This window comes from Asaia lannensis NBRC 102526, assembly GCF_024054035.1.
Lineage (GTDB): Bacteria > Pseudomonadota > Alphaproteobacteria > Acetobacterales > Acetobacteraceae > Asaia > Asaia lannensis.
Genome location: NZ_JAMXQU010000007.1, coordinates 127,507 through 153,088 on the forward strand (window position 1 = coordinate 127,507; position 25,582 = coordinate 153,088).

Genomic DNA, 25,582 nt, shown 5'->3' on the forward strand with positions numbered 1-25,582 from the left:
GCCCATATTGCAGTGTCAGAAAGGCGAGACAGGTTTTATGCGTTTTACGCGAGCGGCGAGGGAACAGTCCCCTGGAGAAGGGACGACCAATCCGTTTATCTTCCCGAAGACTGATATTTCATGAAACGTCAGTCTGCACTTCATGATCTGTTGACCGCAGCTTCAGCCATACTGCGTGTGCCCGCTGCGTATCTCGCGCTACGGGGGCGAGGGACATACGATCTGGCAGTAACGCATGGCCCGATGCCGGATACGGCGGTGGCCGATCCGTCTCCCGGGAGCGATTTCGTCTGTCGAAAAATATCCCCTGAATCCGAGCTGGCATCTGCCCCCTGGTTCTACAGGTTTCAGTTCTGTCTCGGTATTCCACGGACAGGCGCGACTGAAGCCGGTACCCTGTGTTTCCTGTCCCGTGAACCCATTGACGCTGATGAGGCGCCCTGTCGTGACGGACTGGCCGCGATTGTCAGGCAAATCACACAGGTACTGGATTGTCGGGTGGAGGATTGCGCACAGAAATCTTCCGTATCGCTTCCTGTGCCCAGCGGCTGGCTTCCACCCTCGCATGCAGCAACGACATTGCCGTCCATCGAGGATCTGCCGGGTATAGGAACCTTCGAGATCAGGTTTGGCAGTCAGTTCATTACGTTATCGTCGGAGCTGATGCGTCTGAGTGGCGTGCCGACGGGCATGCAGTGCCCGATCGCGCTTTTCGCACAATGCATGCCCGTACCCGACACCGATCTGGTTCATTTTGCCAATGGCGCCAGCGAGAGTCTCACGCTCGTGGAGATCGATTATGCGATCGTAAACATGAGCGACCAGACACAGAGCTGGGTGCGTCGTCGTGCGGAAATAGAGACAGATGATTCCGGCAAGCCATGGCGTTTGATCGGCACGCTGGAAGATATCACGCGCGATAGGGTGGCGACGAACCGCCTGTCTGCCATGGTCATGCTCGGCGATGCTCTGAGGCGGGTGGATACGCCCGATCAGGCCTATCATGCCGCGGCCAGTGCGCTGGGCGACGCGCTTGGGGTCGATCGCGCGGGATGGGCGCTATGCGACGGCGCCGACGAAGCGCATTTCGAAGTCATGGCGGACTGGCGTGGTGCTTCGATACCGAGTGCCACAGGCATTTATGCGCGTCGCCATTATGCGGCCGCGTTCGGCGTGCTCGACAAGGGGCTGCTCCTCGTCGTGCGCGATGCGCATGAAAATATCTGGCTTCCATGCGTCATGGCGCAGCATGGCGAACAGGACCAGATCAGGGCGCAACTGCTTATGCCGCTCATGGGGCAGGGCCGCGTCACGCATTGTCTGTTCGTGCAGAGCTGTACGCCACGGGACTGGTCGGATCAGGAGCTTGCTTTCGTACGCGCCGTGTCCGACCGTGCCCAGGCGGCTGCGGCCTCTCTCGAAGCGCGCGCCCATCAGCAGACATTGCATCAGGAACTGGCGCACAGACTGAAAAATACGCTGGCTCTCGTCCAGGCGCTGGCCAATCAGAGCTTGCGCGGTGTCGAGAACAGGGCGGCCGTCAAGGCATTCGAGAAAAGACTGGTGGCTCTGGGGTCGGCACACGAGCTTCTCATGCGCCAGTCATGGCAGCGCGGTGATCTTGCCATGCTGGCACGTGAGGTGCTGTCACGTATTGCGCCCATAGAGCGCTTCCAGCTGACAGGCGCGCCTGTCTCGATCGGCCCGAATACAGCGACAACGCTCGGGCTCATGCTGCATGAACTCGGTACGAATGCGGCCAAATACGGGGCATTGAGCGTGGATAACGGCACGATCACGCTGGATTGGCATATCGAAGAAGATGAGGGGCGAGAAATACTTGCCCTGCACTGGCTCGAACAGGGCGGCCCTCCGGCAAGCGAGCCCGACAGTTCGGGATTCGGGTCGCGCCTGCTGAAGACGGGTTTCGGTCATCAGGGTCACGCTACGCTGCGTTATCCGGTGACCGGCTGCGATGCCAGCTTCACCATTCCGTTGCGTCAGGCACAGGACAACTGATCGCCCGGTTTCGCGTCAGGCTCTCCAATAGGGGGCGCAGTGTCTAACGGCCCGACATTGCAGAAGAAAAAACAATGAGCTCTTGCCATTCACGGGGCGAAGTGATCGAACACGGGGCAGATAACTGCAATTACTGGCTGGTCGCGTCTGGTGGCCTAAAGGACTGTTCATGACCACGATTACTCTGGGCTATCTGGGAACCGCCCTCCATGCAGGCTGCGCCAGCGCGGTAGCACGCGTCCTCGATGCGCATGAGGCCGAGGTCGACTTTATCGATGCCGACCGTAAAGGCCTTCCGGCAATGCTGGAAGAGGGAGCAATCGATTTGCTGGTCTCCGCCTGGCTGCCACGCGATGCCGATTTGGTGCAGTACGGGATGCGTGTGCTCGGCACGCTCTACAAACCTTATTATTGCTGGGCCAGCTATGAGACCTTTCCGGATATCGGAGCGGTTTCCTCAAACACGGTCGACAAGGTGATCGCCGGTCGCGCCGATGCGGAGCAGGCCGGTAAGCTGATGGCCGAAACACCGGCTCTGGCGGATATCTCTCTGGTTCTGTGCGACGATGAAGCGCTTCACGCAACTGTGCAGGCTGCGCGCGATGCTGGCGAAAAAACGCTCGTATTTCTCGCTCAACCCCACGCCCTGTTCCACGACGAGTCCTTTCAGCCTGTTGCCGATCCACGTCTGACTGCGGAAATGGAAGCCTGCATGCTGGTGCGTGAAACGGTCGCTGCCTGCGCCGATCAGGACATGCTTGACGAGCTTTCCGAAATGACGCTTGGAAACAAGGTGATGAGTGCGCTCGATTACGCCATCCAGATCGATGGCATGGACCCGGAGGAAGCTGCCGAGGCCTGGCAGCGTGGCAGGCTGGTATCCCGCTGAGCCAGCCCGGTCGGCTTGCAATGGTACCATGCATGGAAGGTAATTCCACGTATGGTACCATGGATACATGGGTTATTTATAAATAAACATACGCCGATTTTGCGCGTGCATTAATCTATATTATAGAAATCAGCCTTACTCATTCAGACAAGGCGCGCCATGTCCTCTCATCCGGATGCTTCTGATCTATTTGAGAGGTTCAGATCAGTCAGCGACGAGGACTGGCTGAAGGTTCTTGTCGCCTCTTTGCAGGTGCCAGCCATAGATGGCGTCAGAATGCCGGGTTTTCCACCCGAGGCGCTTCAGCGCGAAATACACGGTCATTCGGGTGAGGTCTCTCTTCATGAGGCCTATATGTTCTTCCGTGAGATCAAGGCTTATGCCCGCTATGCCGGTCACCCCCTATCGGCAGATATGAAGCTGCTGGATTTCGGATGTGGCTGGGGGCGTATCCTGCGTCTTTTCATGAAAGACATACGCCCTGAAAACCTGTTCGGACTGGATGCAACATCGCGTTTTCTCATGGAAGCACGCCTGTGTAATCCGGCTGTGACGTTCATGGGCGGACATGTGGCGCCACCCACACCGGTCATGGATGGGTTTTTCGATCTGATCGTCGCGTTTTCGGTCTTTTCTCACCTCGATGAGTATCTTGCAGGGCGGTGGATTGCGGAATTCCATCGCCTTCTCCGGCCGGGCGGTCTGGTCTTTATCACGACGCAAAGCCGTCGTTTTATCGATTTCTGTGCCGAACAGCGTCTGCGTCGCGCCTCGGGTATCCGGCTCGAACATAGCTGGCACGAAGTCTGTGCCGACAGTTTTACCGATGAGGCGCGGGCGCAGGCGCGCTACGATGCGGGACATTTTCTGCATGCCACGCCTGTCAGACGGCCTCATCCCGGCGCGCATTACGGCGAGGCCATTATACCGCGTGCCTATATCCGGCAGAAATGGGGACATATGTTCCGGATTATCGAGTTTCTTGACGATCCGTCCCGGGTGCCACAGGTTTTCATCGTGCTGCAGAAGATCGCCTGATGACAGAACCTGTTTATCCTGAAATCCATCGTGTCACGTGCATTCTGATCGGTTGCCTGAGTATCCTTTCCTCAGGCGTGGCCTTTGCCGCCGGGGGTGATATCGCGCCTCATCCGTTCGCCCCTTCGTCGGCGTCGGCATCGACGGCCTCTTCCGCAACATCGTCGTCGGCAGCTGAAATCATCGATGTGCAGGGGCAAGCCATGGTGCCCCTCTCACGGCGTTATCGCGGGCTGGAGCGGATCCTGCGCCGATTCGAATCCTTTCCGGCAAAGGACCGGGATGGATTGACGCTGCATATGCAGGCGGTTCTCCAGCCGGGTGACAGGCCGGGGCGTGAATCGGGTCTGATGATGAAACCGGACGGGGCGATTATCCCTCTCGTGCACGGCGCGGAGAGCGAGATCGTCCTGCCACGCGATACGCGCTTATGGGATGCAGATCCCCCGCTCTACGCACGTCTGAGCAAGGACGAACATTTAAGCGTAGGTTTTTTCTTCACGGTTGTGCCGCCCGATGCTTCAGGGTTTTCGCGAAAGGAAGCCTTGCACTGGCTGAATCAGCTCGATCGTTGCATCGAGGATGAAGGCGGCGTCGTGCTCGCATTTCTCCTGCCCGATACGCACAAACTCACGGTCGATATCGCCGCCGGAAGTCGTTTCGAGGCTGTCGAGGGGGAGCGAAGGCAGCTTCTTGTGGATAACGGCGGAGCGAGCGCCTATCGCTTTACCTTTCGTCCGCAGAACTTTCCAAAAAACACGCATTTTGCGGCCAGCAAACCGCTCATGCGTATCGCCATGGCCCTTCCTTTCCCGCTTCACGGCGCACTGTCACCGAAGTAACGATTTGACAGGAACAGGGTGCCTCCGCCATCACCCGAGGCCGAAAGACCCAGTGCAAGAGACCCGTGCGCGATGCCGTGGCGAACCGGCCTGGGCAGGAGTGAGAGTAAGCTTATGTCAGTTCATGCGTTCGTGTTTCCCGGTCAGGGCAGCCAGTCTGTCGGAATGGGGCAGGGGCTCTACGAAGCTTTTCCGGCAGCAAGAGAGGTCTTCCAGGAAGTCGATGAGGCTCTGGGCGAGCATCTCTCCAAGCTGATGTTCACCGGCGAGGCAGCGGAGCTGACCCGTACGGAAAATGCACAGCCGGCCCTCATGGCAGTCTCGCTCGCAACCGTGCGTGCGCTGGAATCCGAGGGCGGTTTTCGCCTGGCGGACAAGGCGACGGTCGTTGCGGGTCACTCCCTTGGGGAATATTCCGCTCTCGCGGCTGCGGGTGCATTGGGAATTGCGCAGACGGCACGTCTGCTGCGTCTGCGTGGAAAAGCCATGCAGGAAGCCGTTCCCGCAGGTCAAGGTGGCATGGCTGCGCTGCTGGGTGTCGAGGCGGAGCTGGCACGGGAAATCTGTGCCGAAGCCGCGCGTCTTGTGGTTGAGGGTGAACCCGATCGCCATGAGACCATCGAGCTGGCCAATGACAATGGCGGCGGCCAGATCGTCGTTTCCGGGCGTCTTTCCGCTGTCGAGCGCGCCATTGCCATCGCCAAGGCTCGCGGTGTGAAGCGTGCCGTGATGCTGCCCGTCTCTGCGCCTTTTCATTCGTCACTGATGGGGCCTGCTGCCGAGAGAATGGCCGAGGCCCTCGAAAAGGCCGAGATCGCAACCCCTGCCATTCCGCTCATCGCCAATGTCACGGCCAGCAAGACGACGAATGCGGGGCAGATTCCCGACTTGCTGGTTCAGCAGGTGACAGGAGCAGTGCGCTGGCGTGAAACGGTTCTGGCTATGGCCGCCATGGGCGTGACCTCTCAGATCGAACTCGGCGCGGGCAAGGTGCTGTCGGGGCTCGTTCGCCGTATTGCCCCCGATATGACGGCACGCAATGCGGGCACACCGGAAGAAATCGAGGCGCTGCTGCGTGACCTCTGAAAGCGTGGAGAAAAATACGATGTTCAGTCTTGAAGGCAAAACCGCTCTCGTTACCGGCGCGTCTGGCGGTCTGGGTGCCGCTATCGCACGCGCCCTGCATGCGCAGGGTGCCGAGCTGGTCCTTTCGGGAACGCGTGAGGCCGCTCTGGCCGAGGTGGCAGCAAGCCTTGGCGATCGCGTGCATGTCTGCGCCGCCAATCTTTCTGTCGCTGCCGAAGCCGATGCCCTTGTGGGCAAGGCAGAGGCGCTGCTGGGCAAGCCGCTCGATATTCTCGTCAACAATGCCGGTCTGACGCGCGATGGCCTGATCATCCGCATGAAGGACGAAGACTGGTCGCAGGTCCTGACCGTCGATCTGGAATCGCCTTTCCGCCTGTGTCGTGCAGCGCTCAAGGGCATGCTGCGCCGTCGTGCAGGACGCATCATCAATATCGCGTCCATCGTGGGCGTGACGGGCAATGGCGGTCAGGCGAACTACTCGGCCGCCAAGGCCGGAATGATCGGCATGACCAAATCGCTCGCTCAGGAAGCCGGCTCGCGCGGGGTGACGGTCAATGTCATTGCACCGGGTTTTGTCGAGACGGCCATGACGGCCGTATTGCCGGAAGCACAGCGCGACAAGCTTCTGGGCTCGATCCCGCTCGGTCGCATGGGCAAGCCCGAAGACATCGCCGCAGCTGCCGTTTATCTGGCCTCGGAAGAGGCTGGCTGGGTGACCGGCATGACCATGAATGTGAATGGTGGTATGGCGATGCCATAAGGGCATCGGCCCGTCTCGCACGCAAAGCTTGGCGTGTGAGGGTAAACCATGCTAAGCGCCCGCTGCTTCGTCCGAAGCGTGGGCATCTTGGCCCGCCGGGGCCCGATCTTCGGTCCGCGATCCTGAGCACTGGCAGTGTATGCCGCCTCTGGAGTAAAGACGGGGACCGACTGGGTAACCAGACGGATGGTAAACAGTTTCGAACCGCCCGAATGCCGGGCACACAGGAAGCCAGAACAGATGAGCGAAATCGCCGATAAGGTTAAGAAAATCGTTGTTGAGCATCTCGGCGTTGAAGAGAGCAAGGTAACCCCTGACGCTTCTTTCATCGACGACCTGGGCGCCGACAGCCTCGACACGGTTGAGCTGGTCATGGCGTTCGAAGAAGCCTTCAGCGTCGAGATCCCTGAAGATGCCGCCGAGAAGATCGCGACCGTCAAGGACGCCATCGACTACATCGAAAAGCAGAAGGCCGCCTGATCCGGCTGCATCGGGCATTGTGGCCCGATGCAATGATCTTTCTCCGGCTCCCGTATCTGCGGAGCCGGGACACACGACGAGATTGACAGCCACTCCTTCATGGCAGCCCGCCAGGAGCTGGCCTTTATGACTGGAGCTTCGTCCGCCCATGATGGCAAACCTGTCGGCAATGAAAGAAAGACGCGTTGTCGTCACCGGTATGGGGCTTGTCACGCCACTGGCGGTGGGCGTGGAACAGACCTGGCAGCGCCTGATTGCCGGACAGACCGGTATCGGCCGCATTTCCTGCTTCGACCCGAGCGATCTGCCGGCCCAGGTGGCGGGTGAGGTGCCCGAGGGGCCGACGGCAGAAGGCGGTCTGACGCTTTCTGACTGGGTTCCGACGAAGGACCAGAAGAAGATGGATCGCTTTATCCATCTTGGCATGGCGGCTGCCATTCAGGCTGTCGAGGATTCGGGCTGGAAGCCTGAAACCGAAGAGGATCGTTGCGCAACAGGCGTGATGATCGGCTCGGGTATCGGCGGTCTGCAAACCATTTACGACGCCTCGCTGACGGTAGCGAGCGGCAAGGCCCGTCGCCTTTCGCCGTTCTTCATCCCTTCTGCCCTGATCAACCTGATCTCGGGACATGTCTCGATTCGGTACGGGTTCAAGGGGCCGAACCACTCCGCCGTTACAGCCTGCGCCACCGGCGTGCATGCCATTGGCGATGCCACGCGCCTCATCATGCTCGGCGATGCCGATGTGATGATCGCAGGCGGCGCCGAAGCAGCCGTATGTCCGCTGGGCATCGCAGGCTTCTCTTCGGCACGTGCGCTTTCCACCGGCTTCAATGACACGCCCGAAAAAGCCTCGCGTCCCTGGGACCGCGATCGCGACGGGTTCGTGATGGGTGAAGGCTCGGGCATCGTGGTGCTTGAGGAATATGAACACGCGAAGGCCCGTGGCGCGAAGATCTACGGCGAGATCATCGGCTATGGTCTGTCTGGCGATGCCCATCACATCACCGCGCCGGCCGAAGGGCATGAGGGGGCATTCCGCGCCATGAAGGCGGCCCTGCGCTCTGCGGGCATTACCCCGGCCGATATCGATTACGTCAATGCGCATGGCACCTCGACCATGGCAGACGACCTCGAACTGGATGCAGTCGAGCGTTTCTTTGGCGATGATGCCAAGCGCCTGGCCATGTCCTCCACCAAATCGGCGACGGGTCATCTTCTGGGTGCCGCAGGTTCGGTCGAGGCCATGTTCTCCATGCTGGCTATTCGCGACAATGTCGCGCCGCCCACGCTGAACCTCGATAACCCGGCGCGTGAGAGCGTGATCGATCGCGTCGCCCACGAGGCGCAGCAGCGCAAGATCAACATCGCGCTCTCCAACAGCTTCGGGTTTGGCGGCACGAATGCCAGCCTGATCGTCAAGGGCGTCTGATCTTTCCGGAGCGCGCATGAAGCGTTTTTTTCTCGCCTTTCTGGCGCTCCTCGTCCTTTGCGGGGCAGGGGCGTCAGCGGAGGTGTGGTTTTACGCGCATCGTCCCGGTCCACTCGAAAAAGCGCTCGATCATGTGGTGCCGCATGGCAGCACTGCACGTATTGCTCATGATCTCGCCGAAGCGCGTATCATCCCTTCCGGCCCGTTTTCTGAAGTCCATTTTCGTCTGATCGCCCGTCTAACGGCCGGACAGGGCGCGCTTCATGCTGCTGAGCTCAACTTTCCGGCCCAGGCAAGCGTGCTCGACGTTCTGCATGTGCTGCGTCATGCTGCACCCGTCAGGCATTATCTGACCATCCCCGAGGGCCTTACCGCGCGTCAGATCGCCCAGATGATCGCGCAGGATACAATGCTGACGGGTGATGTACCGCCCTTTGCAGAAGGTACCCTGCTTCCACAGACGATTGCTTTCGAGCGTGGTGCCCCGCGCGCGCAGATCGTGCATCGTCTGGAGGATCTGATGAGGGAAACTCTTGCCCGCGTCTGGGCTGGACGTGTGCCGGATCCTTCGATCACCTCGCCTGAACAACTGCTCGTCCTGGCCTCTATCGTCGAGCGTGAAACCGGCAACAGCGCTGAACGCCCCGAGGTGGCGCGTGTGTTCCTGAACCGTCTGGCTCAAGGCATGAAGCTGCAATCCGATCCCACCGCGATTTACGATCTCAGTGAGGGGATGGGAGCGATCGATCACGGGATCACGCATGACGAGCTGCATAGGGCCGGTCCCCATAATACCTATGTGATCGACGGTCTGCCGCCATCGCCCATCTGTTCACCGGGTCTGGCTGCGCTCGACGCTGTGGCTCACCCCGCCAGCGGAGACATGCTCTATTTCGTGGCGGATGGGCATGGCGCACACGGTTTCTCGCACGATCTGCGTGAACATAACCGTCGCGTAGAGACCTTGCGTAGCCTCAAGGCATCGAAGACACCAGCGAAGAAGCCCTGACAACCGGCTGTATCGCTGAGATCGCTTATCGCGTTGGCCGACGGGCAGCGGAGAGAGCGACGCTCATAACCGTTTTCGTTGAGTTCGAAATCCTCATGCAACGACGCTGACTGGATTGGCTCGGATAAAAGATCGGTTGGTCTGCGTGGAAATACCTGCATCCGATGCATTGTATTGCGCCGGATGCAGATTCGGCCCCTGCGGAGACGTCTTATTTGGGTGCGGAGAGCGACTCGCTTTTGATCGCGCCGTGGCTCTGGCTCGAATAGGATTTGCTGCTGTCGTAATTGGATGGATAGGGGCTGTTACCCACCGCGCCGCCCGATGCCGATGCAGCGCCCGATGCGGCGGACGCCGTCGAAGCTCCTGTCACGCCCTGCGTTGCAGCCCCCTGCTGCTGCACAACCTGCATCAGGACGCGTCGCAGCGGATCGGCACCCGTGTTGTTCACGCGCATCGAGATGACGATATCCTCGGGCCCGACAGGCTGGTTGTAGAAAGCCCGGTTCGATCCGCTATCAACGGTCAGTTTGGAGCCGCCGAGCGATGCCCCGGCGAAAAGACCGGAGGATTTCTGCAGGGCCAGAATATCGGTATTAGTGGCCCCTGCGGAACCGCTTTCAATGCCACTGCCCATATTGGCGAACGAAGCCGACGCGCCGGCGCTGAATTTGAACTGGCTGTCGAGCAGGGCCTGCAGGCCACGATCGGACATCACGAAGAACATCAGCTCAGAGCTTTCCACGCCGAGCTGAATACCCATGGAGGCTGAACTCAGCGTGTAGAATGCGGGGTCGGACCAGGAGCCTCGGGCATCGCGCGACAGGAGCAGACAGCCGCCGCCCGCCCCGCCGAAAACAATCGACATCCGAAATACCGACGGGCAGACCATTACGGCACGTGCCTTGGCCAGATAACGCTGGGCGCGCGAATTGGGGTTCGTGCCCTGAAAGATATCCTGAACCGCCAGCGTTGCCCGGTCGATCAGGGCCTGCTGTTTTGTCGCGGCCGTGGCAGGCAGGGCCGTCAACCCTGTCGCCAGCAGAACCGTCGAGGCGATGAGTCGGCAGGGAAAAGAAACCATGGAAAAGGGGCCTCGTATCTGAAACCGGTAGGGCGTTCAGCCCTGACGGCAAATTATGGCGTGAGAATGGTCGGTCCGGGAATGCAGACAGGTCAGAGCAGCTTCATCCCTGCCGCACCGGCGATCGGCCCGGCCACGCCGGGTGCCGTTGCGAGTATGGGGGCCGCTCCTGTGAGGCCACCATCGCGCAGGAAGGGCGAGACGCGTGCGCCGCTCTCGTGAAGCAGTACGAGAGCCGCCGCAACGTCCCAGAGATTGATCGCGATTTCCAGATAGCCGTCGCATCGACCTGATGCCACATCGGCCAGAGCAAGAGCGCCGCAGGCCCCCGTACGCGGCGCAATGCCGAGCTCGAGAAAAGCCTTGGCCCTTGAGGCATAGGTTTCGGGAGAGACCTTGTTGCTCCAGCCCATCTCGACCATGGCGCTTGCCGTATCCGTTACAGGTGAGGCCTTGATCGGCTTGCCGTTCAGCCAGGCCCCCACACCGCGCTGGGCCGTATAGACCTCGTCCAGGGCCGGGGCATTGATGACACCCGCGACCGGTATGTCGCCATCCATCAGGCCGAGCGAAACGCACCAGCGTTCGCGTCCTCTGGCAAAATTCGATGTCCCGTCGATCGGGTCGATCACCCAGGTCAGGCCGCCCTGTCTCTGGCGTCCGCCTTCCTCTCCCATGAAGCCATCTTCGGGGAAAAGCGCTTCCAGCCTTCGGGAGACGAGCGACTCGACAGCAGTATCGGCTTCGGTCACATAGTCCTGCATGCCCTTGGTGGTTCCGATCGGTCCGCCCGGTGGCGGGCGCATGGCCATCGCCAGGGCAGCGGCGTCGGCGACGACGGATCGGGCGACTTCAAGGCGCTGGGCGATGAGACGCTGTTTCGTCGTTGCGTGATCGGTCATGCAGGCACTCCTTATTCGACACGTCTTGCCGCACGAAGAGACGCCGTCATGGCGGGATCCTCCAGAGCCATGAGACGCAGCGCGGCAGTCTGGCCGAAAAGCTGCATCAGGGTCTTTCTGCGGGCCGCTGCCAGTCTGGCGAGCGGACTTTCGCGGATCATGGCACATTCCGGCAGGATGGTTGAGGGACTTTCGGGCAGATGCACGATGAAGAGGCCGACATCGTCAGGGATCAGCGCGCGCGGGAAAGACTGATCGACTGCAAAATAGAGCCTGTCGCACCAGGCGCGATACTCGGGCCATTTTCGATCCGTCAGGAAATCCCTCGGCCCGGATTTGATTTCTATGCAATGCAGCATGCCATCGGGTGTGAGCGCCATGATGTCGGCACGCCTGCCTGCGGCGGGCAGGGAAAACTCGTTGACACAGGCCCAGCGCATCGTCCGGCACAGACCGAGAATGCCACGACGTATTGCAAACTGGGTTTCGGGCAAGGAGAGCGCAGTTGCTCCCGAAAGAGGAGCGTCCGCTTCGTTATGGGCGCAGTTTTCGATGGAGGCGGGGGTTTGCGCGTCACTCACTTGCCATTACTCATAATCGACACTGCTTTCCCGGTTTCTGGAGATAGGTTTGCCTGAACAACGCGAGACATCGGACAGGGTTATGAATTTCATCGGCTGGGCGCGTCGTGAAAAAGCCCTGAGCTGCGCCATTATCGGCATCGTGCTTTTTCTTGTCGGTTATTTTGGGGGTCATATCGATGAGCGGTTGCATTTCGCTCTCGATATTCTGGCATTCCTGGCCTTTGGCGCGGCGGCCCTGCTCGAAAAACAGTCGGCGCCACGTATGGTATGGATATTGCTGCTAGTTGCGACCGTCGTTTTTGCGCAGATGGATTTCAAATTTTCGGGGCAGCTCACGCAGCCGCGTTCAGAGAGTACTTTCGAGGCGCGCTAGAATCTCGCTCCCGCGCCTGTCGAAGCTTTGGGCGTCGAAGCGGGAGAGAACGCGCTCGCGCCCGGTTTGGCCCATTGCTGCCAGAAGGGAAGGATCGCGCAGCAGATCGGCCAGTGCCAGTGCCAGTGCTTCGGGATCGTTGGGCGGGACGATACGACCGCAGGATTGTGTGATCGTATGAGGCAGCTCACCTGCTTCCGAGGCAATGACGGGCACCCCGCAGAGCAGTGCCTCATGGGCGGCAAGACACAGCCCTTCCCAGTGCGAAGGCTGCACATAGATCTGCAATGTCGAGAGAAACTGCCTGGGGTCGGCGTTATATCCGTCGAGGATGATGGGCAGGTTGTCGCGCGCGATCATCGCTGCCAGACGGTCGCGCTCCTCGCCTTCGCCAGCGATATGCACTTCGAAAGCAGGCAGATGCTCGATATTGCGCAGCAGGGCGATGGCCGCACAGAGCACATCGTATCCCTTGACCGGATGCAGACGCCCCAGAGATCCGATTCTGACAGGTGCTGCCTCGGTCCAGGGCAGGGCGACCGGAAAATCGTTGGTAGCCCTGAATATGGGCCAGCACGTCAGTTTATCTGCCGGGAGGCCGAGCTTGCGCTCGGTTTCGTGCTCGACGCAGGTCGAATCGGCAATCCACAGACGTGACAGGCCGCGCATAAGGCGCAAAAGCCGTGCATTCGCCGGTTTGAGACGCGCGGAGTGCTGCCAGCTTACAACAGGGATGCGACGTCTCAGCCCGACAAGCTGACCAAGCAGTGTGGCCCGTGTGAGCGAGGTCCAGATCAGATCCGGCTTCTGTTCACGAATTTCCCGGTTCAGCCATGACAGGGCGGCGAGATGGTCCTTGCGGCCGCCTTCACGCACATGAACCGTAAGGCCCGACTGAAGCATGGGCTTGATGGCACGGCCGTCGCGACGCGTCAGTGCGAGAACGATGACCTCGTGCCCGTTGTCGCGCATGACCTGCGTGATGGCGGGCACGGGCAGAGCCGCGCCACCGCCCTCGACCGAGTTGATCACATAGGCAATTTTCATGCGGCGTCAGCCAGGAGCATCTCGACCAGAGCAAGGTCCTGCGGCTTGTCCACATCCACGGCCGCGCGGCCGTCCTCAACTGTCAGGAGTGCGACCTTTGCCCCTGTCAGGGCTTCGATGCGATCGATCAGCGCCTTGCTGGTCAGGCGTTTGCAAAGCGCACGTAGCAGAATGCCGATCCCGAGCGTACGGGCCATACGAAGCGGGTGTTTGCGATCGCGCTCCAGCGTCTGCCACAGCGTAATTACCGCGCGCGCCTTGTCGGTGCGGAGCAGGAACAGGTTGCAGCCTGAAAATTCCATGTCACGCAGGGGAATATAGGTCCGGCGTGTGGGGGGGACGTCGCGTTCGATCGTTTCCCTCAGCGCGACACCAACAGCCAGATCGCATCCCGCCTTATCGGCGCGCGCCATGAAATCGACGATCCAGTCTGAATTCAGCAGGGGATGATCGGCAGTGGTCACGAGGAGAGGCGTGCCAAGGCGTTCGAGTGCCAGTGCAACACTGCCGCTCGGGCCGCTGGCCGTGGGCAGGCAGCTGAAATCCTGCGCGAGCAGAGCCAGTGCATCGGGCGTCTCGATACTGACATAGCGCGTACCCAGTCCGGGTGTGCGCGCCAGCGTGGCCAGCACATGCTCGATCATCGGCTTGCCCGCTACGGGCAGGAGAGCCTTGTGAGCGACACGCCCCAGACGGGCAAGCGGGTCCTGTGCGCCGTCGCGCGAGCCCGCCAAAATCAGGACGAGACAGTCGGTCGAGCGAGATGTCACGGAGCGGCGCTGCCCCGTTTGGCCCCGTCGGGGCGCTGCTTGGGTGGGGCCCCTGTGCGCTTCATCACCCACGGATAGCGCTGGGCCTCTTCCAGATCGTAGCCGAGGTCGAACACATGTGCGCTGCGCGGACGGGCACGGGCATCGCGATAGAAGCTGCCGAACAGGCGATCTGCAGCATAATTCGTGATTCCGTAATTGCCGTCTTCGTCATGGAAGTGATGCAGGACGTGCAGCTGCTTGATTTTGGCCACCCATGCCCAGCGCGGCTTGTAAGCCAGATGCTGGATGCAGTGGAAAAACTCGTAGATGCAGGTCATGACCAGCCCGGTCGACAGGGCGGCGAAAGCCGTGCTCGCTCCGCCAATGGCCCAGCCGATGGGCATGACGATAATGGCGATGGTGGGCAAAGTGTTGAGCGGCGAGCCGAACAGCACGTCGAGAAGATGCGGGTCCTGATGATGATCGAAATGGACGCGCTTCCACAGCGACGCCGTTACCGGATTGCGATACAGCCAGCGCCCATGAAGAATGAAGCGATGGATTGCATACCAGGCGAACGGGTAGATCGCGACAACCAGAACGATCGTCAGAAGGGTGGGGCCGAGCTGTGGCCCCAGATAGATCGCAACCCCGGCCGAAACGAGGATGAGCGCGAAATAGAAAAGAATGGTCGGGTAGGTGAGGTATGCCATCCAAAGATGGGGCAGGCTCATCTTGCCCAGATCGAAACTTCTACCGGTACGGAGGGAGCCCTGGTTTTTCCGGGCGTTCCAGAAGGCGCGCCAGAAGCCTTCCGAGTGTTCAGAATTGAACGTACTCATTTCTCTTCCATCTTCACAATCCATGCCCCTCCAAGGAGGAATGCCAGGGCGGGAGGCGCCGTGACGGCAATTAACGCAGGCAACGTTCCTGCATTGCCAAGAGCCTGTATCAGGCCTTGAAGCACTATGAAACCAAAACCGGCAGCAAGAGCCGCGATGGGGAGCAGACTGCGCGTGCCCGTGCGTGGCGGAATATAGATCACCGGCATGGCAAGTAAAAGCATGGCGCATAGCGAGACCGGCAGCATGAGAGGCGCGAAAAGTGCCATGCGATAGGTGGCTTTGGGCAGACTGGATGCCCCGCCCCGATGGAGGATCATCCAGAGCGACCAGCCAGAGAGCACGGGATAGCTTTGCGAAAGCTGGATAAGCGTATCGGGTGTGACATCTGCAGGAAGAAGGGCCACATCGTGGCGGTGCTCGATATCGACACGGTTGCTTCTGAGCGTCAGGCTTCTGACATCTGTGGCGTGCCACCCGGTCGAGCGATCGTAGACAGCCTGCGGTGCCGTATCGGCGGCGACAAGGTCGCCCCCGCGTGCCCGGTGATAGACCGCGACTTTCTGAACACTGCGCCCGCCCTCAGAGAAACTGTCGATGTGGATGACGTTGCCCGAGGCATGAAACCAGAACCCGTGACCGGAGCCCGCGGCTTTCGGGTCTGTAAGGTTCCACCATTTGGCAAGGGCGAGTTCGGTGCGCGGTGCAACGACTTCCTGCGTGATAATTCCCGCAGCGCTGATGATGCCGATGGATGGAAGCAGAAAAACCAGCAATCGTCCGGTCGATAATCCGGCCGCACGCAGACTGGCCATCTCGCTGGCCAGTGTCATTTGCATCAGCATGAACAACGCGCCGATCAGCGTGCTGAGCGGGAGGGTCTGCACGGTCAGGGTCGGCATGCGCAACAATGCATAGCGCACGAGACCCATCGCGCCGAGATGACGCTCCAGAATGGGCGTGGTCATCTCGAGCAAGCCGAGGATTTCCATCATTGAAACGAGGATGCCACCGCAGATCAGCGTTCGGCCGATCATGCTGCGCGTAAAATAACGCAGGAGAACCGAGTGCGAGGCGCCCACTGGCGCATTGGAGCGGGTCATGACGTGCGGGTTGCCTTCACCAGCGGTATGGCCTGACGTCGTCTCCACGATCCGCGCGAACGACGGAAGATCGAGGCGAGGCAGATCGTGCAGAAGACGATCTCGGGGAGCCATATCGCGTAAAAGCCGCGCATTTTTCCAGTGGTGATCAGCCCGTGTCCGAACTGGAGCGTGTGATCGAACCCGACCAGAACGATTGCCAGCGCAATCAGGCCGATAATCGGTCGACGTCTCTTGGCGCCAATGGCCAGCGCAACGGCGAGAGGCGGAATGAACGGTATGGCGAGTGCGCGCGCGAGGCGGAAATCCAGCTCGGCACGCAGGCTCGAACGTGTGATTCCGCCATCCCCGGCTGGATTATCGGACTGATGCGAGGCTTCGAGCCGGGTGGCCAGTTCGACCAGGGTCAGCTCGCGCTCGTCTATGCCGCGTGAGCGGAAAACCGCCGTATCATGGCCCTGATCGAACACTTTCATGCTGTGATCGAAGCGTGTCTGCGTCGCCTTGTTGGTATCGTTGCGCGGGTCGTAGACGATCAGCCCGTCCCACAGATCGAGCCGCGTCTGTTTGAGCGAGGGAACGGCAGTCACCAGACCGCGATGGGCAGTGATGATGCGCACGGCACCGTTAGGCTCGCGCTGACGTATGAAGACTTCGTGCAGGACGGTCCCGTTGCGCGATACACGATCGGCGGTGAGCATGGAGTCATCGGAGGTCGTGGCGAACATGCCCGCCTGAAGATGCGGCGCCCAGCCAGAATGGGCAGCATAGTAAAAACCGGAGCGGAAATCGTAACGCGCAACAGGCTGGATATAACCATAAAGCAGAATGCTGCCGAACCCGACGGCAACTCCGGTCCACATATAAGGGCGTGCGATACGCAGCAGGGACACGCCACTCGCCATCAGCGCGTCGATCTCGTTGTTGTCGCTCATGCGGCGGATGATCAGAAAGACGCTTACGCAGAGCGCCGCCGGCAGAGCAAGACCAAGATAATGGGGCAGAAGATCGGTCAGAAGCGCCACGAAGGTCGCAAGAGAGCTGCCCTCAGCGGCCAGATCGTCGAACAGAACGAGAAGGCGCTCTAGCAGAAGCGCCGCCAGCACGGCAGCCAGCGACACGACGAATGGCGGAATGAGCTGGGCCAGCAGATAGCGGTCTAGCGTCGGGAAATGAGGCAGGCGCATCAGGATTGACGGCTCCGCTCCGACCAGCGCTTGTGTCGGCTCGTCCGCCAGCCGGTTTCTAGCGTGTATTGCCTTGTCTGGAGGTCGATTTCGCAACATCCTTCATGCTGGACGATGGCAATACGGTTCCAGCCGCTTTGACGCCAGGGGCGCGAAGACTGCAGCGAGGCAGACGGTACACCAATTAGGGGAATGGCCGTGCCGGGCACCGTCGACAACGTGGCGTTGTGGGAATGACCGTGCAAGACGAGCGAGGCGCCATGGCGCGCTATGACAGCCGCCACATTACGATGATCGAGCAGCGATTTGCGCCACGGGACCAGGCCGGCACGGGGCGGATGATGGATCATGATCACGCGGCACATGTCGCGCGTCTCCTCCAGAATAGCCGCCAGACGCTCGGTCTGCTCACGCCCGATGCGCCCGCAGGCCATGAACGGGGGCGTTGCAATCGCACTGTTCAGTCCGATGATCGCGATATCGTCGCGCTTGTGACAATAGGGAAAACCGTCTTCCTGCGTGTCTTCCATCCAGCGCGACCATGTCTCGCCATGTCCGGACCAGGGCCGGCCAACCATGGCGTCGTGATTGCCGGGGACAACGAGGCACGGCGTTTCCATCGAGTCGAGCCAATGCGCGGCATTCAGGAACTCGCCGGAGAGGCCGAAATTCGTCATATCGCCGGTGTTGAGCACCAGATCGGGATGGGCCGCATCGATATCTGCGCGCACGGCATCGGAGAGCGCCGGCAGATGATGATGCACGCGGTTGCGCGTCCATGAAGCCAGGCTGAGAGCGCGTTTATTTGCAAAATGTTGCCAGCCGGGCAGGGGAGATGGAGGGGGAAGGTGCACGTCCGACAGATGCGCCAGAACGACCGGGGAAACTGCCGGGGGAACGTTCAACACGGTCATCTGCCTCTCTCTTCCTCCCCGTCGGTCACAGGCCAAACGTGGCAAATTCCAAAAATGACCAATCGGTTTCTGGTCCCGCTGCCTAAGTCATGCTATGGCGCCGCGCAAGCCGGATGCCCGGTGTTCTGCCGGGCAAGAGGGATGACCGTAACATAAATGATACTGCCGTGCGCCTAGCCCTGATCCATAACCCGCGTAGCCGGAAGAACAGGCGAGACGGCAGCAAATTCGCCCAACAGGCCCAGAAACTCCTCGGAGACGGCTTTCTGGTTCCGGCCTCCCATGATGAGATGACGGATATGGTGGCGGATCTTGCCCGGCGCAATGTCCGACTGATTGCCATCAATGGCGGTGATGGTACCGTCAGCGATGTCATGACCGCAATCATGCGGGTCTATCCTGAAGACAATCTGCCCGAACTCGCCATTTTTCCGTCGGGTAATACCAACCTGATTGCGCGCGATATCGGCTTTTCGCGTCGTGGTATCCAGGCATTGCATCATCTGCGCGACCATCTCGATGGTCTGCCACGGGTCCGACGCCGCCCGCTCAGGGTCTCATGGCCGGATGACGAGTACGCGCCGCGTCTCGGCATGTTCCAGGGCAGTTCAGGCTATGCACGGGCTATTGCCATCGCACATTCACCGCATGTGCTGCGTTATGCACCGCATAACCTTGCCGTGGCAGTGACGCTGGTCGGTGCCTTTGGAAGCCTGCTGTGGCGCAGGCACCGAGAGACCTGGCTACAGGGCGATCGTCTTACGCTCGAGGGCGATGGCGCGGTTCTGGCTGACGGGCATAGCTTTCTGTTCCTCTCGACAGCGCTCCAGAAACTCAATCTCGGGATATGGCCCTTCTGGAATGCCGATCCGGCCAAGGCGGGCGGATTGCACTTTCTCAATGTTTCGGATCATCCGGGGAAGCTGCTACAGGCGACTTGGGCGTTGCTGCGCGGTCGTGCGCCGTCCTGGCTTCGTCAGAGCGCCGATTACACAAGCGGCCGGGCTCAGAGCATGGTGCTGACCTGCGACAGTGATTTCGTAATCGATGGCGAGCGTTTCCCGTCCGGTAGGGATCATCGCATCTATCTTCGCGAGGGGCCGCAATTCGGTTTCGTGCATGACTGAGCCAGATTACAGGACTGAACCCGAATCTATCGAAGCGATCGACAAGGTCCTGATTGCAGATCTGACCACGCCGGTCGATCCCCGGTTGCACGACCTAGTGAGACATATACTGGGGTCGACCCGTCCTCTGGCTGTTCTTTTCTACGGATCGGGGCTGCGCAAGTTCGATGGGGAAGGGCTTTTCGATTTCTACATCGTTCTCGACAGACTGAGCGACTGGCCTGCAGGTGTGCTTGCCCGGCTCGGCAATCATTTTCTGCCGCCCAATGTCTTCTATGCCGAACATCGTATCGACGGGCAGGTTCTCCGCGCCAAAGTCGCGCTGATCACGCTGTCCCAGTTCCGGGCGGCATCGTCACCACGCTCGACCGATACGACGCTCTGGGCACGTTTCTGCCAGCCTGTCCGTCTGGTCTGGGTGCGCGATAGCGCGGCGGCAGATGCCGTTCTCGACGTGGTTCGTCAATGCGTCATCACGGCCGCAGGCTGGGCGGCTCGTCTGGGAGAAGGGGCACGCCCTGCCACTGCTTGGTGGCTTCTGCTTTTCGGCAAAACCTACAGAGCCGAATTACGTGTCGAGGGTTCGTCGCGTGGATCCTCGCTTATCGATGGGCAGGAAGCACGTTATGCGCAGCTTCTACGCCCGGCCTGGCAGATTGCCCGCATTCGATACGCACAAACCGGAGAGGATCTGTCGCCCGGCCTGACACTGGCGCAGCGCATGCGCGCGCAGAGGCGCTGGGCGCATATGGCTCAGCGTGGGCGTTGGCGCAATATTGCCCGTCTGATCAAGGCCGCGTTTACATTCCGTGATGGCGCAGCCTATCTGGCATGGAAGATAGAGCGCCATACCGGGTTCCGGCTTGCTCTCTCACCGTTCGAGGCGCGTCACCCGCTGATCTGCCTGCCTCGTCTGCTCTGGCGCGCGCGCAGGATCATGCTCAGCGGCATGCGCGGATAAGGAATATCAGCGCACGAAAAAAAGGCCGGTCACACCGGCCTTTTTTTGTGACGTTCAGCCCAGGATGTCGCTTTTGGCCTGAGCGAAAGCAGCAAGCGCTTTGTCGATTTCCTGCGCGTTATGCACCGCCATGACCGAACAGCGCAGAAGCGGGTGTTCGTCGGGTGTGGCGGGCGGCAGGGAGAGATTGACGTACACGCCGAGGTCCAGAAGACGATTCCAGAAGGCGAGGGCCTGCTCGACTGTCTCCAGCGTTACAGCGACCACCGGACTCACATGCGGGCTGGTCTTCAGGCCCAGCGCATGGAGGCCGCGATTGAGCTGCTCGGCATTGGCATAAAGCTGCTTGCGCAGCTCGGGGCGTGCCTGCATTTCGTCCAGTGCTGCCAGTGTCGAGGCAATGATTTCGGGCGGCAGGGACGCGGTGAACATGTAAGGGCGCGAGCAAAGACGAATCAGCTCAAGCCCGTCGAGATTCGATACGCAATAACCACCGACCGTGCCGAGGCTCTTGGAGAACGTACCGACCACGAAGTCGACATCGTCTTCACACCCATCGCGTTCGGCAACGCCGCGTCCGTTCTCACCGAGCACACCGAAGGAATGGGCTTCATCCGCCAGAAGATAGGCCCCGTGCTTTTTCTTGACCTCGGCAAACTCACGCATCGGCGCGACATTGCCCGTCATCGAATAGATGCCTTCGACCACGATCAGCTTGGCGCCCTTGTGATCCTTCAGGCGCGACAGGCGCTTGTCGAGATCGGCGGGGTCGTTATGGCGGAAACGGATCACCTGTGCATAGCCGAGGCGGCTTGCATCATAGATGCTGGCATGACTGTCCGCATCGAGGAGAAGGATATCGTCCTTGCCAGCCAGTGCTGAGATTGCCCCGAGATTAGCCTGATAACCTGTCGAGAAAATCATGCAGTGACGACGACGGAACACTTCTGCCAGGCGGGCTTCAAGCTGGCGATGCAGCGCGTAAGTGCCGTTGGCGATGCGCGAGCCTGTCGTACCGACACCTTCACGACGCACGGTTTCGATCGCCGCATCGGCCGCAGCCTTCGACTGGCTCAGGCCAAGATAGTTATTGGTGCCGAAAAGAAGCGTTTCACGCCCCTCGATCACGCCGACCGTGGCTGAAACGGGGTGATCGATCACCACACCGAACGGGTTGCGCGGCGAATGCGCCGTCAGTCCCGCAGCGGCAGCTTTAAGCCCCGCATATTTGGCGAAAATATCGCTCACGAGGCGTCGCCACCCGATTTCAGACCTGCAAGACACACGGCGAGATCATGGATCGTGCGAATATCGGCAAGCTTGTCGAGCGGTACGGAAACATCGAGCTCGTCCTCGATTTCCATCACGAAGTTCATGACGGCCAGAGAGTCGAAAGCGAGATCCTCGACAATCTTGCTGTCACCATTGATGTCGCGCGGCACCTTTGGATTGGCAAGAAGCTTTTCGATGATCATGGCTGAGATGGAGTCGACCGTATCGGTCATGAAGCGTCTCCGAATAAGGACTTCAGGACAAAAATGCCCCGTGATGAAGCGTGTTATGCGACAGGCTCTGCCGGAAAACCAGAGGGTGGCAAACTCTCCCCTGCTTATCAGGGATAATATCCGCATGACGGGACGGGCGAGACCCCAAGGCCTCGCCCGTCCCGGTTCAGGCTGCTGTGCTGGTTGTCACCGTTTCGAAATCGCCGGCCAGCAGCATGGCCTTGGCACGCGCGCGTGTCAGTTTTCCCGACGAGGTCTGGGGCAGAGTGTGGGGAGGAACGAGAATGACATCCACATCCACACCGTGCTGACGGCGGAACAGACCCATCGTTTCCTCACGAAGGCGGGCGCGATCTTCATCGTTCGTGGCGCGGCACTGAACCAGAGCGACCACGCGCTCACCGGCTTCTTCCTCGACGGCAAACACGGCAACATCGCGTGAACGGAGCGAGGTAATCTCGTGCTCTGCCGACCATTCGAGGTCCTGAGGCCAGATATTGCGTCCGTTGATGATGATGAGGTCCTTGGCGCGGCCTGTGATTACAACCTGACCGTTGAGCATGTAGCCAAGGTCGCCGGTATTGAGCCAGCCCTTGTCGTCCAGCACGTCCTGCGTTTCGGCCTCGCGTCCGAAATACCCACGCATCAGGCTGGGACCACGGACGTAGACCATGCCGACATGACGTTCTTCCTGCAATGCGCCATCAGGATCACGCACCTGAACCTCATGGTCCGGAAGTGCTGCGCCGCAGAGCACGAATGTGCGCAATGCGTGAGAGGGATCGTTCGACGCATGGGCAACGCCGTCTGTTTCGAGCGTGCGCAGGTCGATCGTATCGGTGGTGATGCCCGTGTTCAGGGGTGCGAAGCTGATTGCAAGCGTTGCTTCTGCCATGCCGTAGCTTGCCACGAAGGCGCGACCATCGAAGCCGTATGCGCTGAAGCGTTCGGCGAATGTCTCGAGAATGTGGTGACGGATCATGTCGCCGCCGATACCGGCAATGCGCCAGCAGGACAGATCGAGATCGCCTGAAACCGGACGACGTGCGCAAAGCTCGTAACCGAAAGACGGGCTGTAGGCGATCGTCCCACGGTTGCGGCTGATCAGGTCGAGCCAGACATGAGGACGGCGCGCGAACTCGCGCGTCGGCAGAAGGTCGACCGTAAGCTGACAGGTCATTGGCGTCAGGAAGAAACCGACCAGACCCATATCGTGGTAGAGCGGCAGCCACGATACGCAGCGATCGCCCGTTTCCGTTACCTGCAAGCCATCGCGTGCAATGGCTCTGGCATTGGCCATACCCGCCGACTGAGTGACGGCAACACCCATCGGAAAGCGCGTGCTGCCCGATGAGAACTGGAGATAGGACAGATCGTCGGCGCCGATAATCGGAAGGTCTTGCCCGGAAGGCGCACGACCCAGCAGCTCTGCAGGCGAACCACCGAAGGCAAGGTCGAGACCTTCAATGATATCGGCTGTCCAGGAACCGATCAGCTCCGGAACGATCACCGCGCGCGCGCCCGCAGCGCTCACCATGCCACGCAGGGTTGCGATATAGGCTTCACGACCGCCAAAGGCGATAGGAAGGGGCAGGGGAGCCGGAACCAGACCGGCATACTGGCAGCCGAAGAAAATGCGGGCGAAATCGCCGTCGCTTTCTGCAACGATGGCCACACGGTCGCCCACATTGAGACCGGTACCCAGAAGGCGACGTGCCGTCTCGATAGCCTGCTCACGCAGCTGGCTGTACGGGAGAGCCTCAAGAAGCTGACCACGGCCATTATATATATTGAAACCGGCCGTTCCCTGCGCCGCATAATCCAGGGCAGCGCTGAACGTCGGAAAGTCACCATGGCGGCGCTTCTGGTTCGATGCAGTAGGAACGGGCGTCAGGTTGGGCGTCATATCGTTGGGTCTGCTCTGCTTTTCACTCTGTCATGGTCTCGGGGGCCGAGGCGGAACCCCGGGATGAACCATGCGTATGGGTTAGGCGGCGTTACGGAGATAATCGACGATCGCATCCGCAGCGCCAGGTGCTGTCGGGCCGTCATCGGTGAATTCGAACGTCTCTAATATATATTGGCGTTGCGCCTCAAGAAAATCGTCATGCTTTGTTACCGCGCAGTCGAGCGCTGCGGGGAGTGCATCGACCGTGTCGAGAACCTGACCGAGATGCCAGAAGTGGTAATTCCTGTCGGTTTCCCAGTTCACGTGATGTGCATTCAGGAAAACACAAGGGCGTGGCCGCACGAGAAATTCGGCGACCTGCGAACTGACATCGCCGAGATAGATATCGGCAGCCATCGTATAGGTCATGTCTATGCTGCGTGGGCTGCCCGGATCGATCAGAATATGATCGTGGTGCGCATAACGGGCGACCAGCTGTTCGCCTTCCTGACGGTGTTTGTCGAACAACCTGTAATGTGGCGCAAATATAAGATTGTACCGGTCCTGATTGGCAAAATACTGCAGAACTTCCTCACCCATCACAGGCCATGAAGAGAGCTTGGATGAGAAATGAGGATTATAGAGCACGATCGGCTTGTCGTTATCGAACAGGGCCGGGCGCGAACGAGCCATGCGCCTGACGATATCGAACTTGGCGTAGGAACCGCGATAATAGCGTCCCGGGCTGATCGCGCCCTGGGACAGGAGGCGTTCCTCGATTTTCTTGCCTGACAGAAGAACGAAATCGAACTCCTTCACATCGCGCGCAAAGCCGATCGCCCGGTCGCCAGCGCCATGGCGTGTCCAAATCATGCGTGGTTTGCGTATTCCCATGCGACGTAGATAGAGCGACGTCCGCTCCGGTACGACAATCGCTTCGAAGCGAGAGAAATAATCGCGATTGAAAAAGAGACTCGCCATTTTCCCAAGCACGCCCGGCCCTGAATGCTCGATCCTGCGACGCAGGAACTCAGGCATCTTGAGGAGATCGAAACGGGCTTTCGCCTGCGGATAGAGTGCACTCAGCGTCTTGGCGTAGTCGAGATGCGCCTCGGTCGTGCAGGCCACATGCACCTCCGTATCGTCATGGCGAGAGGCAATCTCCATCGCGATGGGAAGGGAATGAAGGGTCTGATGAGGCTGGGCGATGTAGGGAAACGCGATTTTCAGCATGTGAATATGTCAGTTACCGCAGGTCGTCAGGGTAGCAAGGTGTATCATCGTCCAGTCTCCTCACGCTCGACCGTGCATGTCATAGGCAAGCGCAATGTATGGGATGAGCCTGCTTCCGATCACGGCAGGTTTTTGTGCTTCTCTTTGCGAGATACAAGGGAAGATGCGAGAAACGTGATGAAACAACTGCTTAAATTTTCGCAATCGATGCAACTGGAGGCAGATTCGCTGAACATGAAATCCGCCTGTCATATCCTACAAGATGTCTATGCATCTGCTGCGACCGGTACGAGCTCATGACAGCTACAATAGCGGCAGTTCGGGTAAGGCAGACAATTCACGAATTATGACGCTCCGTTGCGACTTCCTAGGGGCCCCGTGAGAGCTTCGGCCTCCCGTTTGGCGTTTCGGGACGGTGAAAGTCCGATTTTTTTGCCGGGCATGTCATTTTTCTGAAATTATATGTTGACGGTGTTGGGTATGGGGTCTAAAAGCCCGTTCACCGCAGCGGAACACGCCGCGGCG

25 protein-coding genes are annotated in these 25,582 nt (G+C 59.9%); 12 read left to right on the top strand and 13 right to left on the bottom strand.

The annotated features are described in order from the left end of the window. Positions 1-120: 120 nt before the first annotated feature. From NF685_RS10565 to mltG, 9 genes are all read left to right on the top strand, one after another. Entirely contained in the window at positions 121-2,019 is a 1,899-nt protein-coding gene (locus tag NF685_RS10565; RefSeq protein ID WP_222547002.1) for a sensor histidine kinase, read from the top strand. A gap of 169 nt (positions 2,020-2,188) precedes the next feature. Further along, positions 2,189-2,908, top strand: coding sequence for a glycine betaine ABC transporter substrate-binding protein (locus NF685_RS10570; protein WP_222547003.1), 720 nt, complete (start codon positions 2,189-2,191; stop codon positions 2,906-2,908). A gap of 276 nt (positions 2,909-3,184) precedes the next feature. Beyond that, entirely contained in the window at positions 3,185-3,946 is a 762-nt protein-coding gene (locus NF685_RS10575) for a class I SAM-dependent methyltransferase (protein WP_252849566.1), read from the top strand. After that, positions 3,946-4,788, top strand: a complete 843-nt coding sequence (locus tag NF685_RS10580; protein WP_222547005.1) for a hypothetical protein — start codon at positions 3,946-3,948, stop codon at positions 4,786-4,788. The genes NF685_RS10575 and NF685_RS10580 overlap by 1 nt, the downstream gene beginning before the upstream one ends. Before the next feature lie 114 nt (positions 4,789-4,902). Then, positions 4,903-5,874 carry an ACP S-malonyltransferase gene (gene fabD / locus NF685_RS10585; protein ID WP_222547006.1) on the top strand — a complete coding sequence of 324 codons (972 nt, stop codon included), beginning with the start codon at positions 4,903-4,905 and terminating at the stop codon, positions 5,872-5,874. A gap of 19 nt (positions 5,875-5,893) precedes the next feature. Beyond that, complete coding sequence (gene fabG / locus NF685_RS10590) at positions 5,894-6,634, top strand: 3-oxoacyl-[acyl-carrier-protein] reductase (protein ID WP_222547007.1); 741 nt, start codon at positions 5,894-5,896, stop codon at positions 6,632-6,634. Positions 6,635-6,874: 240 nt separating this feature from the next. Further along, on the top strand, positions 6,875-7,114 hold the full coding sequence (locus tag NF685_RS10595; RefSeq protein ID WP_023978090.1) for an acyl carrier protein: 240 nt from the start codon (positions 6,875-6,877) through the stop codon (positions 7,112-7,114). 148 nt (positions 7,115-7,262) lie between these two features. After that, positions 7,263-8,546 carry a beta-ketoacyl-ACP synthase II gene (gene fabF / locus NF685_RS10600; protein ID WP_222547008.1) on the top strand — a complete coding sequence of 428 codons (1,284 nt, stop codon included), beginning with the start codon at positions 7,263-7,265 and terminating at the stop codon, positions 8,544-8,546. Positions 8,547-8,562: 16 nt separating this feature from the next. Then, positions 8,563-9,555 (top strand): endolytic transglycosylase MltG, encoded by a 993-nt coding sequence (gene mltG, locus NF685_RS10605; protein ID WP_222547009.1) that lies wholly within the window; start codon positions 8,563-8,565, stop codon positions 9,553-9,555. Between the two features lie 211 nt (positions 9,556-9,766). Here mltG and NF685_RS10610 read toward each other — a convergent pair whose 3' ends face one another. The 3 genes from NF685_RS10610 to NF685_RS10620 form a co-directional block, all read right to left on the bottom strand. Beyond that, on the bottom strand, positions 9,767-10,639 hold the full coding sequence (locus NF685_RS10610) for a lipid-binding SYLF domain-containing protein (protein ID WP_252849567.1): 873 nt from the start codon (positions 10,637-10,639) through the stop codon (positions 9,767-9,769). Between the two features lie 92 nt (positions 10,640-10,731). Continuing rightward, positions 10,732-11,541, bottom strand: coding sequence for an inositol monophosphatase family protein (locus NF685_RS10615; RefSeq protein ID WP_252849568.1), 810 nt, complete (start codon positions 11,539-11,541; stop codon positions 10,732-10,734). A gap of 11 nt (positions 11,542-11,552) precedes the next feature. Continuing rightward, on the bottom strand, positions 11,553-12,122 hold the full coding sequence (locus tag NF685_RS10620; RefSeq protein WP_252849569.1) for an MmcB family DNA repair protein: 570 nt from the start codon (positions 12,120-12,122) through the stop codon (positions 11,553-11,555). A gap of 49 nt (positions 12,123-12,171) precedes the next feature. Here NF685_RS10620 and NF685_RS10625 point away from each other — a divergent pair, with 49 nt between their 5' ends. Then, entirely contained in the window at positions 12,172-12,498 is a 327-nt protein-coding gene (locus tag NF685_RS10625) for a hypothetical protein (protein ID WP_222547012.1), read from the top strand. Here NF685_RS10625 and NF685_RS10630 read toward each other — a convergent pair. The 6 genes from NF685_RS10630 to NF685_RS10655 all read right to left on the bottom strand — a co-directional run bounded on the left by NF685_RS10630 (position 12,472) and on the right by NF685_RS10655 (position 18,343). Continuing rightward, on the bottom strand, positions 12,472-13,545 hold the full coding sequence (locus tag NF685_RS10630) for a glycosyltransferase (protein WP_252849570.1): 1,074 nt from the start codon (positions 13,543-13,545) through the stop codon (positions 12,472-12,474). The two genes, NF685_RS10625 and NF685_RS10630, sit on opposite strands and share 27 nt — an antisense overlap. Next, positions 13,542-14,315 carry a nucleotidyltransferase family protein gene (locus NF685_RS10635; protein ID WP_252849572.1) on the bottom strand — a complete coding sequence of 258 codons (774 nt, stop codon included), beginning with the start codon at positions 14,313-14,315 and terminating at the stop codon, positions 13,542-13,544. Before NF685_RS10635 ends, NF685_RS10630 begins: the two co-directional genes overlap by 4 nt. Beyond that, positions 14,312-15,031: a sterol desaturase family protein gene (locus NF685_RS10640; protein ID WP_252849580.1), complete on the bottom strand. Its 720-nt coding sequence runs from the start codon at positions 15,029-15,031 to the stop codon at positions 14,312-14,314. The genes NF685_RS10635 and NF685_RS10640 overlap by 4 nt, the downstream gene beginning before the upstream one ends. A gap of 104 nt (positions 15,032-15,135) precedes the next feature. After that, the gene (locus NF685_RS10645; RefSeq protein WP_252849573.1) at positions 15,136-16,242 is read right to left on the bottom strand and encodes an LptF/LptG family permease; all 1,107 of its coding nucleotides are present in this window, start codon (positions 16,240-16,242) and stop codon (positions 15,136-15,138) included. Further along, complete coding sequence (locus tag NF685_RS10650) at positions 16,239-17,429, bottom strand: LptF/LptG family permease (RefSeq protein WP_252849574.1); 1,191 nt, start codon at positions 17,427-17,429, stop codon at positions 16,239-16,241. The genes NF685_RS10645 and NF685_RS10650 overlap by 4 nt, the downstream gene beginning before the upstream one ends. Further along, positions 17,429-18,343 (bottom strand): metallophosphoesterase family protein, encoded by a 915-nt coding sequence (locus NF685_RS10655; protein ID WP_222547017.1) that lies wholly within the window; start codon positions 18,341-18,343, stop codon positions 17,429-17,431. The genes NF685_RS10650 and NF685_RS10655 overlap by 1 nt, the downstream gene beginning before the upstream one ends. A gap of 167 nt (positions 18,344-18,510) precedes the next feature. Between NF685_RS10655 and NF685_RS10660 the strand changes: the two genes are divergently transcribed. Both NF685_RS10660 and NF685_RS10665 read left to right on the top strand, forming a co-directional pair. Beyond that, entirely contained in the window at positions 18,511-19,470 is a 960-nt protein-coding gene (locus NF685_RS10660; protein ID WP_222547018.1) for a diacylglycerol/lipid kinase family protein, read from the top strand. Next, entirely contained in the window at positions 19,463-20,431 is a 969-nt protein-coding gene (locus NF685_RS10665; protein WP_222547019.1) for a hypothetical protein, read from the top strand. Before NF685_RS10660 ends, NF685_RS10665 begins: the two co-directional genes overlap by 8 nt. A 54-nt stretch (positions 20,432-20,485) precedes the next feature. Here the strand turns inward: NF685_RS10665 and spt are convergent, their stop codons facing one another. The 4 genes from spt to NF685_RS10685 form a co-directional block, all read right to left on the bottom strand. Next, the gene (gene spt, locus NF685_RS10670; RefSeq protein WP_222547020.1) at positions 20,486-21,679 is read right to left on the bottom strand and encodes a serine palmitoyltransferase; all 1,194 of its coding nucleotides are present in this window, start codon (positions 21,677-21,679) and stop codon (positions 20,486-20,488) included. After that, entirely contained in the window at positions 21,676-21,936 is a 261-nt protein-coding gene (locus NF685_RS10675) for an acyl carrier protein (RefSeq protein WP_222547021.1), read from the bottom strand. Before NF685_RS10675 ends, spt begins: the two co-directional genes overlap by 4 nt. A gap of 166 nt (positions 21,937-22,102) precedes the next feature. Then, positions 22,103-23,842, bottom strand: coding sequence for a fatty acyl-AMP ligase (locus tag NF685_RS10680; protein WP_222547022.1), 1,740 nt, complete (start codon positions 23,840-23,842; stop codon positions 22,103-22,105). Positions 23,843-23,923: 81 nt separating this feature from the next. Then, positions 23,924-25,054 (bottom strand): CDP-glycerol glycerophosphotransferase family protein, encoded by a 1,131-nt coding sequence (locus NF685_RS10685; RefSeq protein ID WP_222548741.1) that lies wholly within the window; start codon positions 25,052-25,054, stop codon positions 23,924-23,926. Positions 25,055-25,582 lie beyond the last annotated feature (528 nt).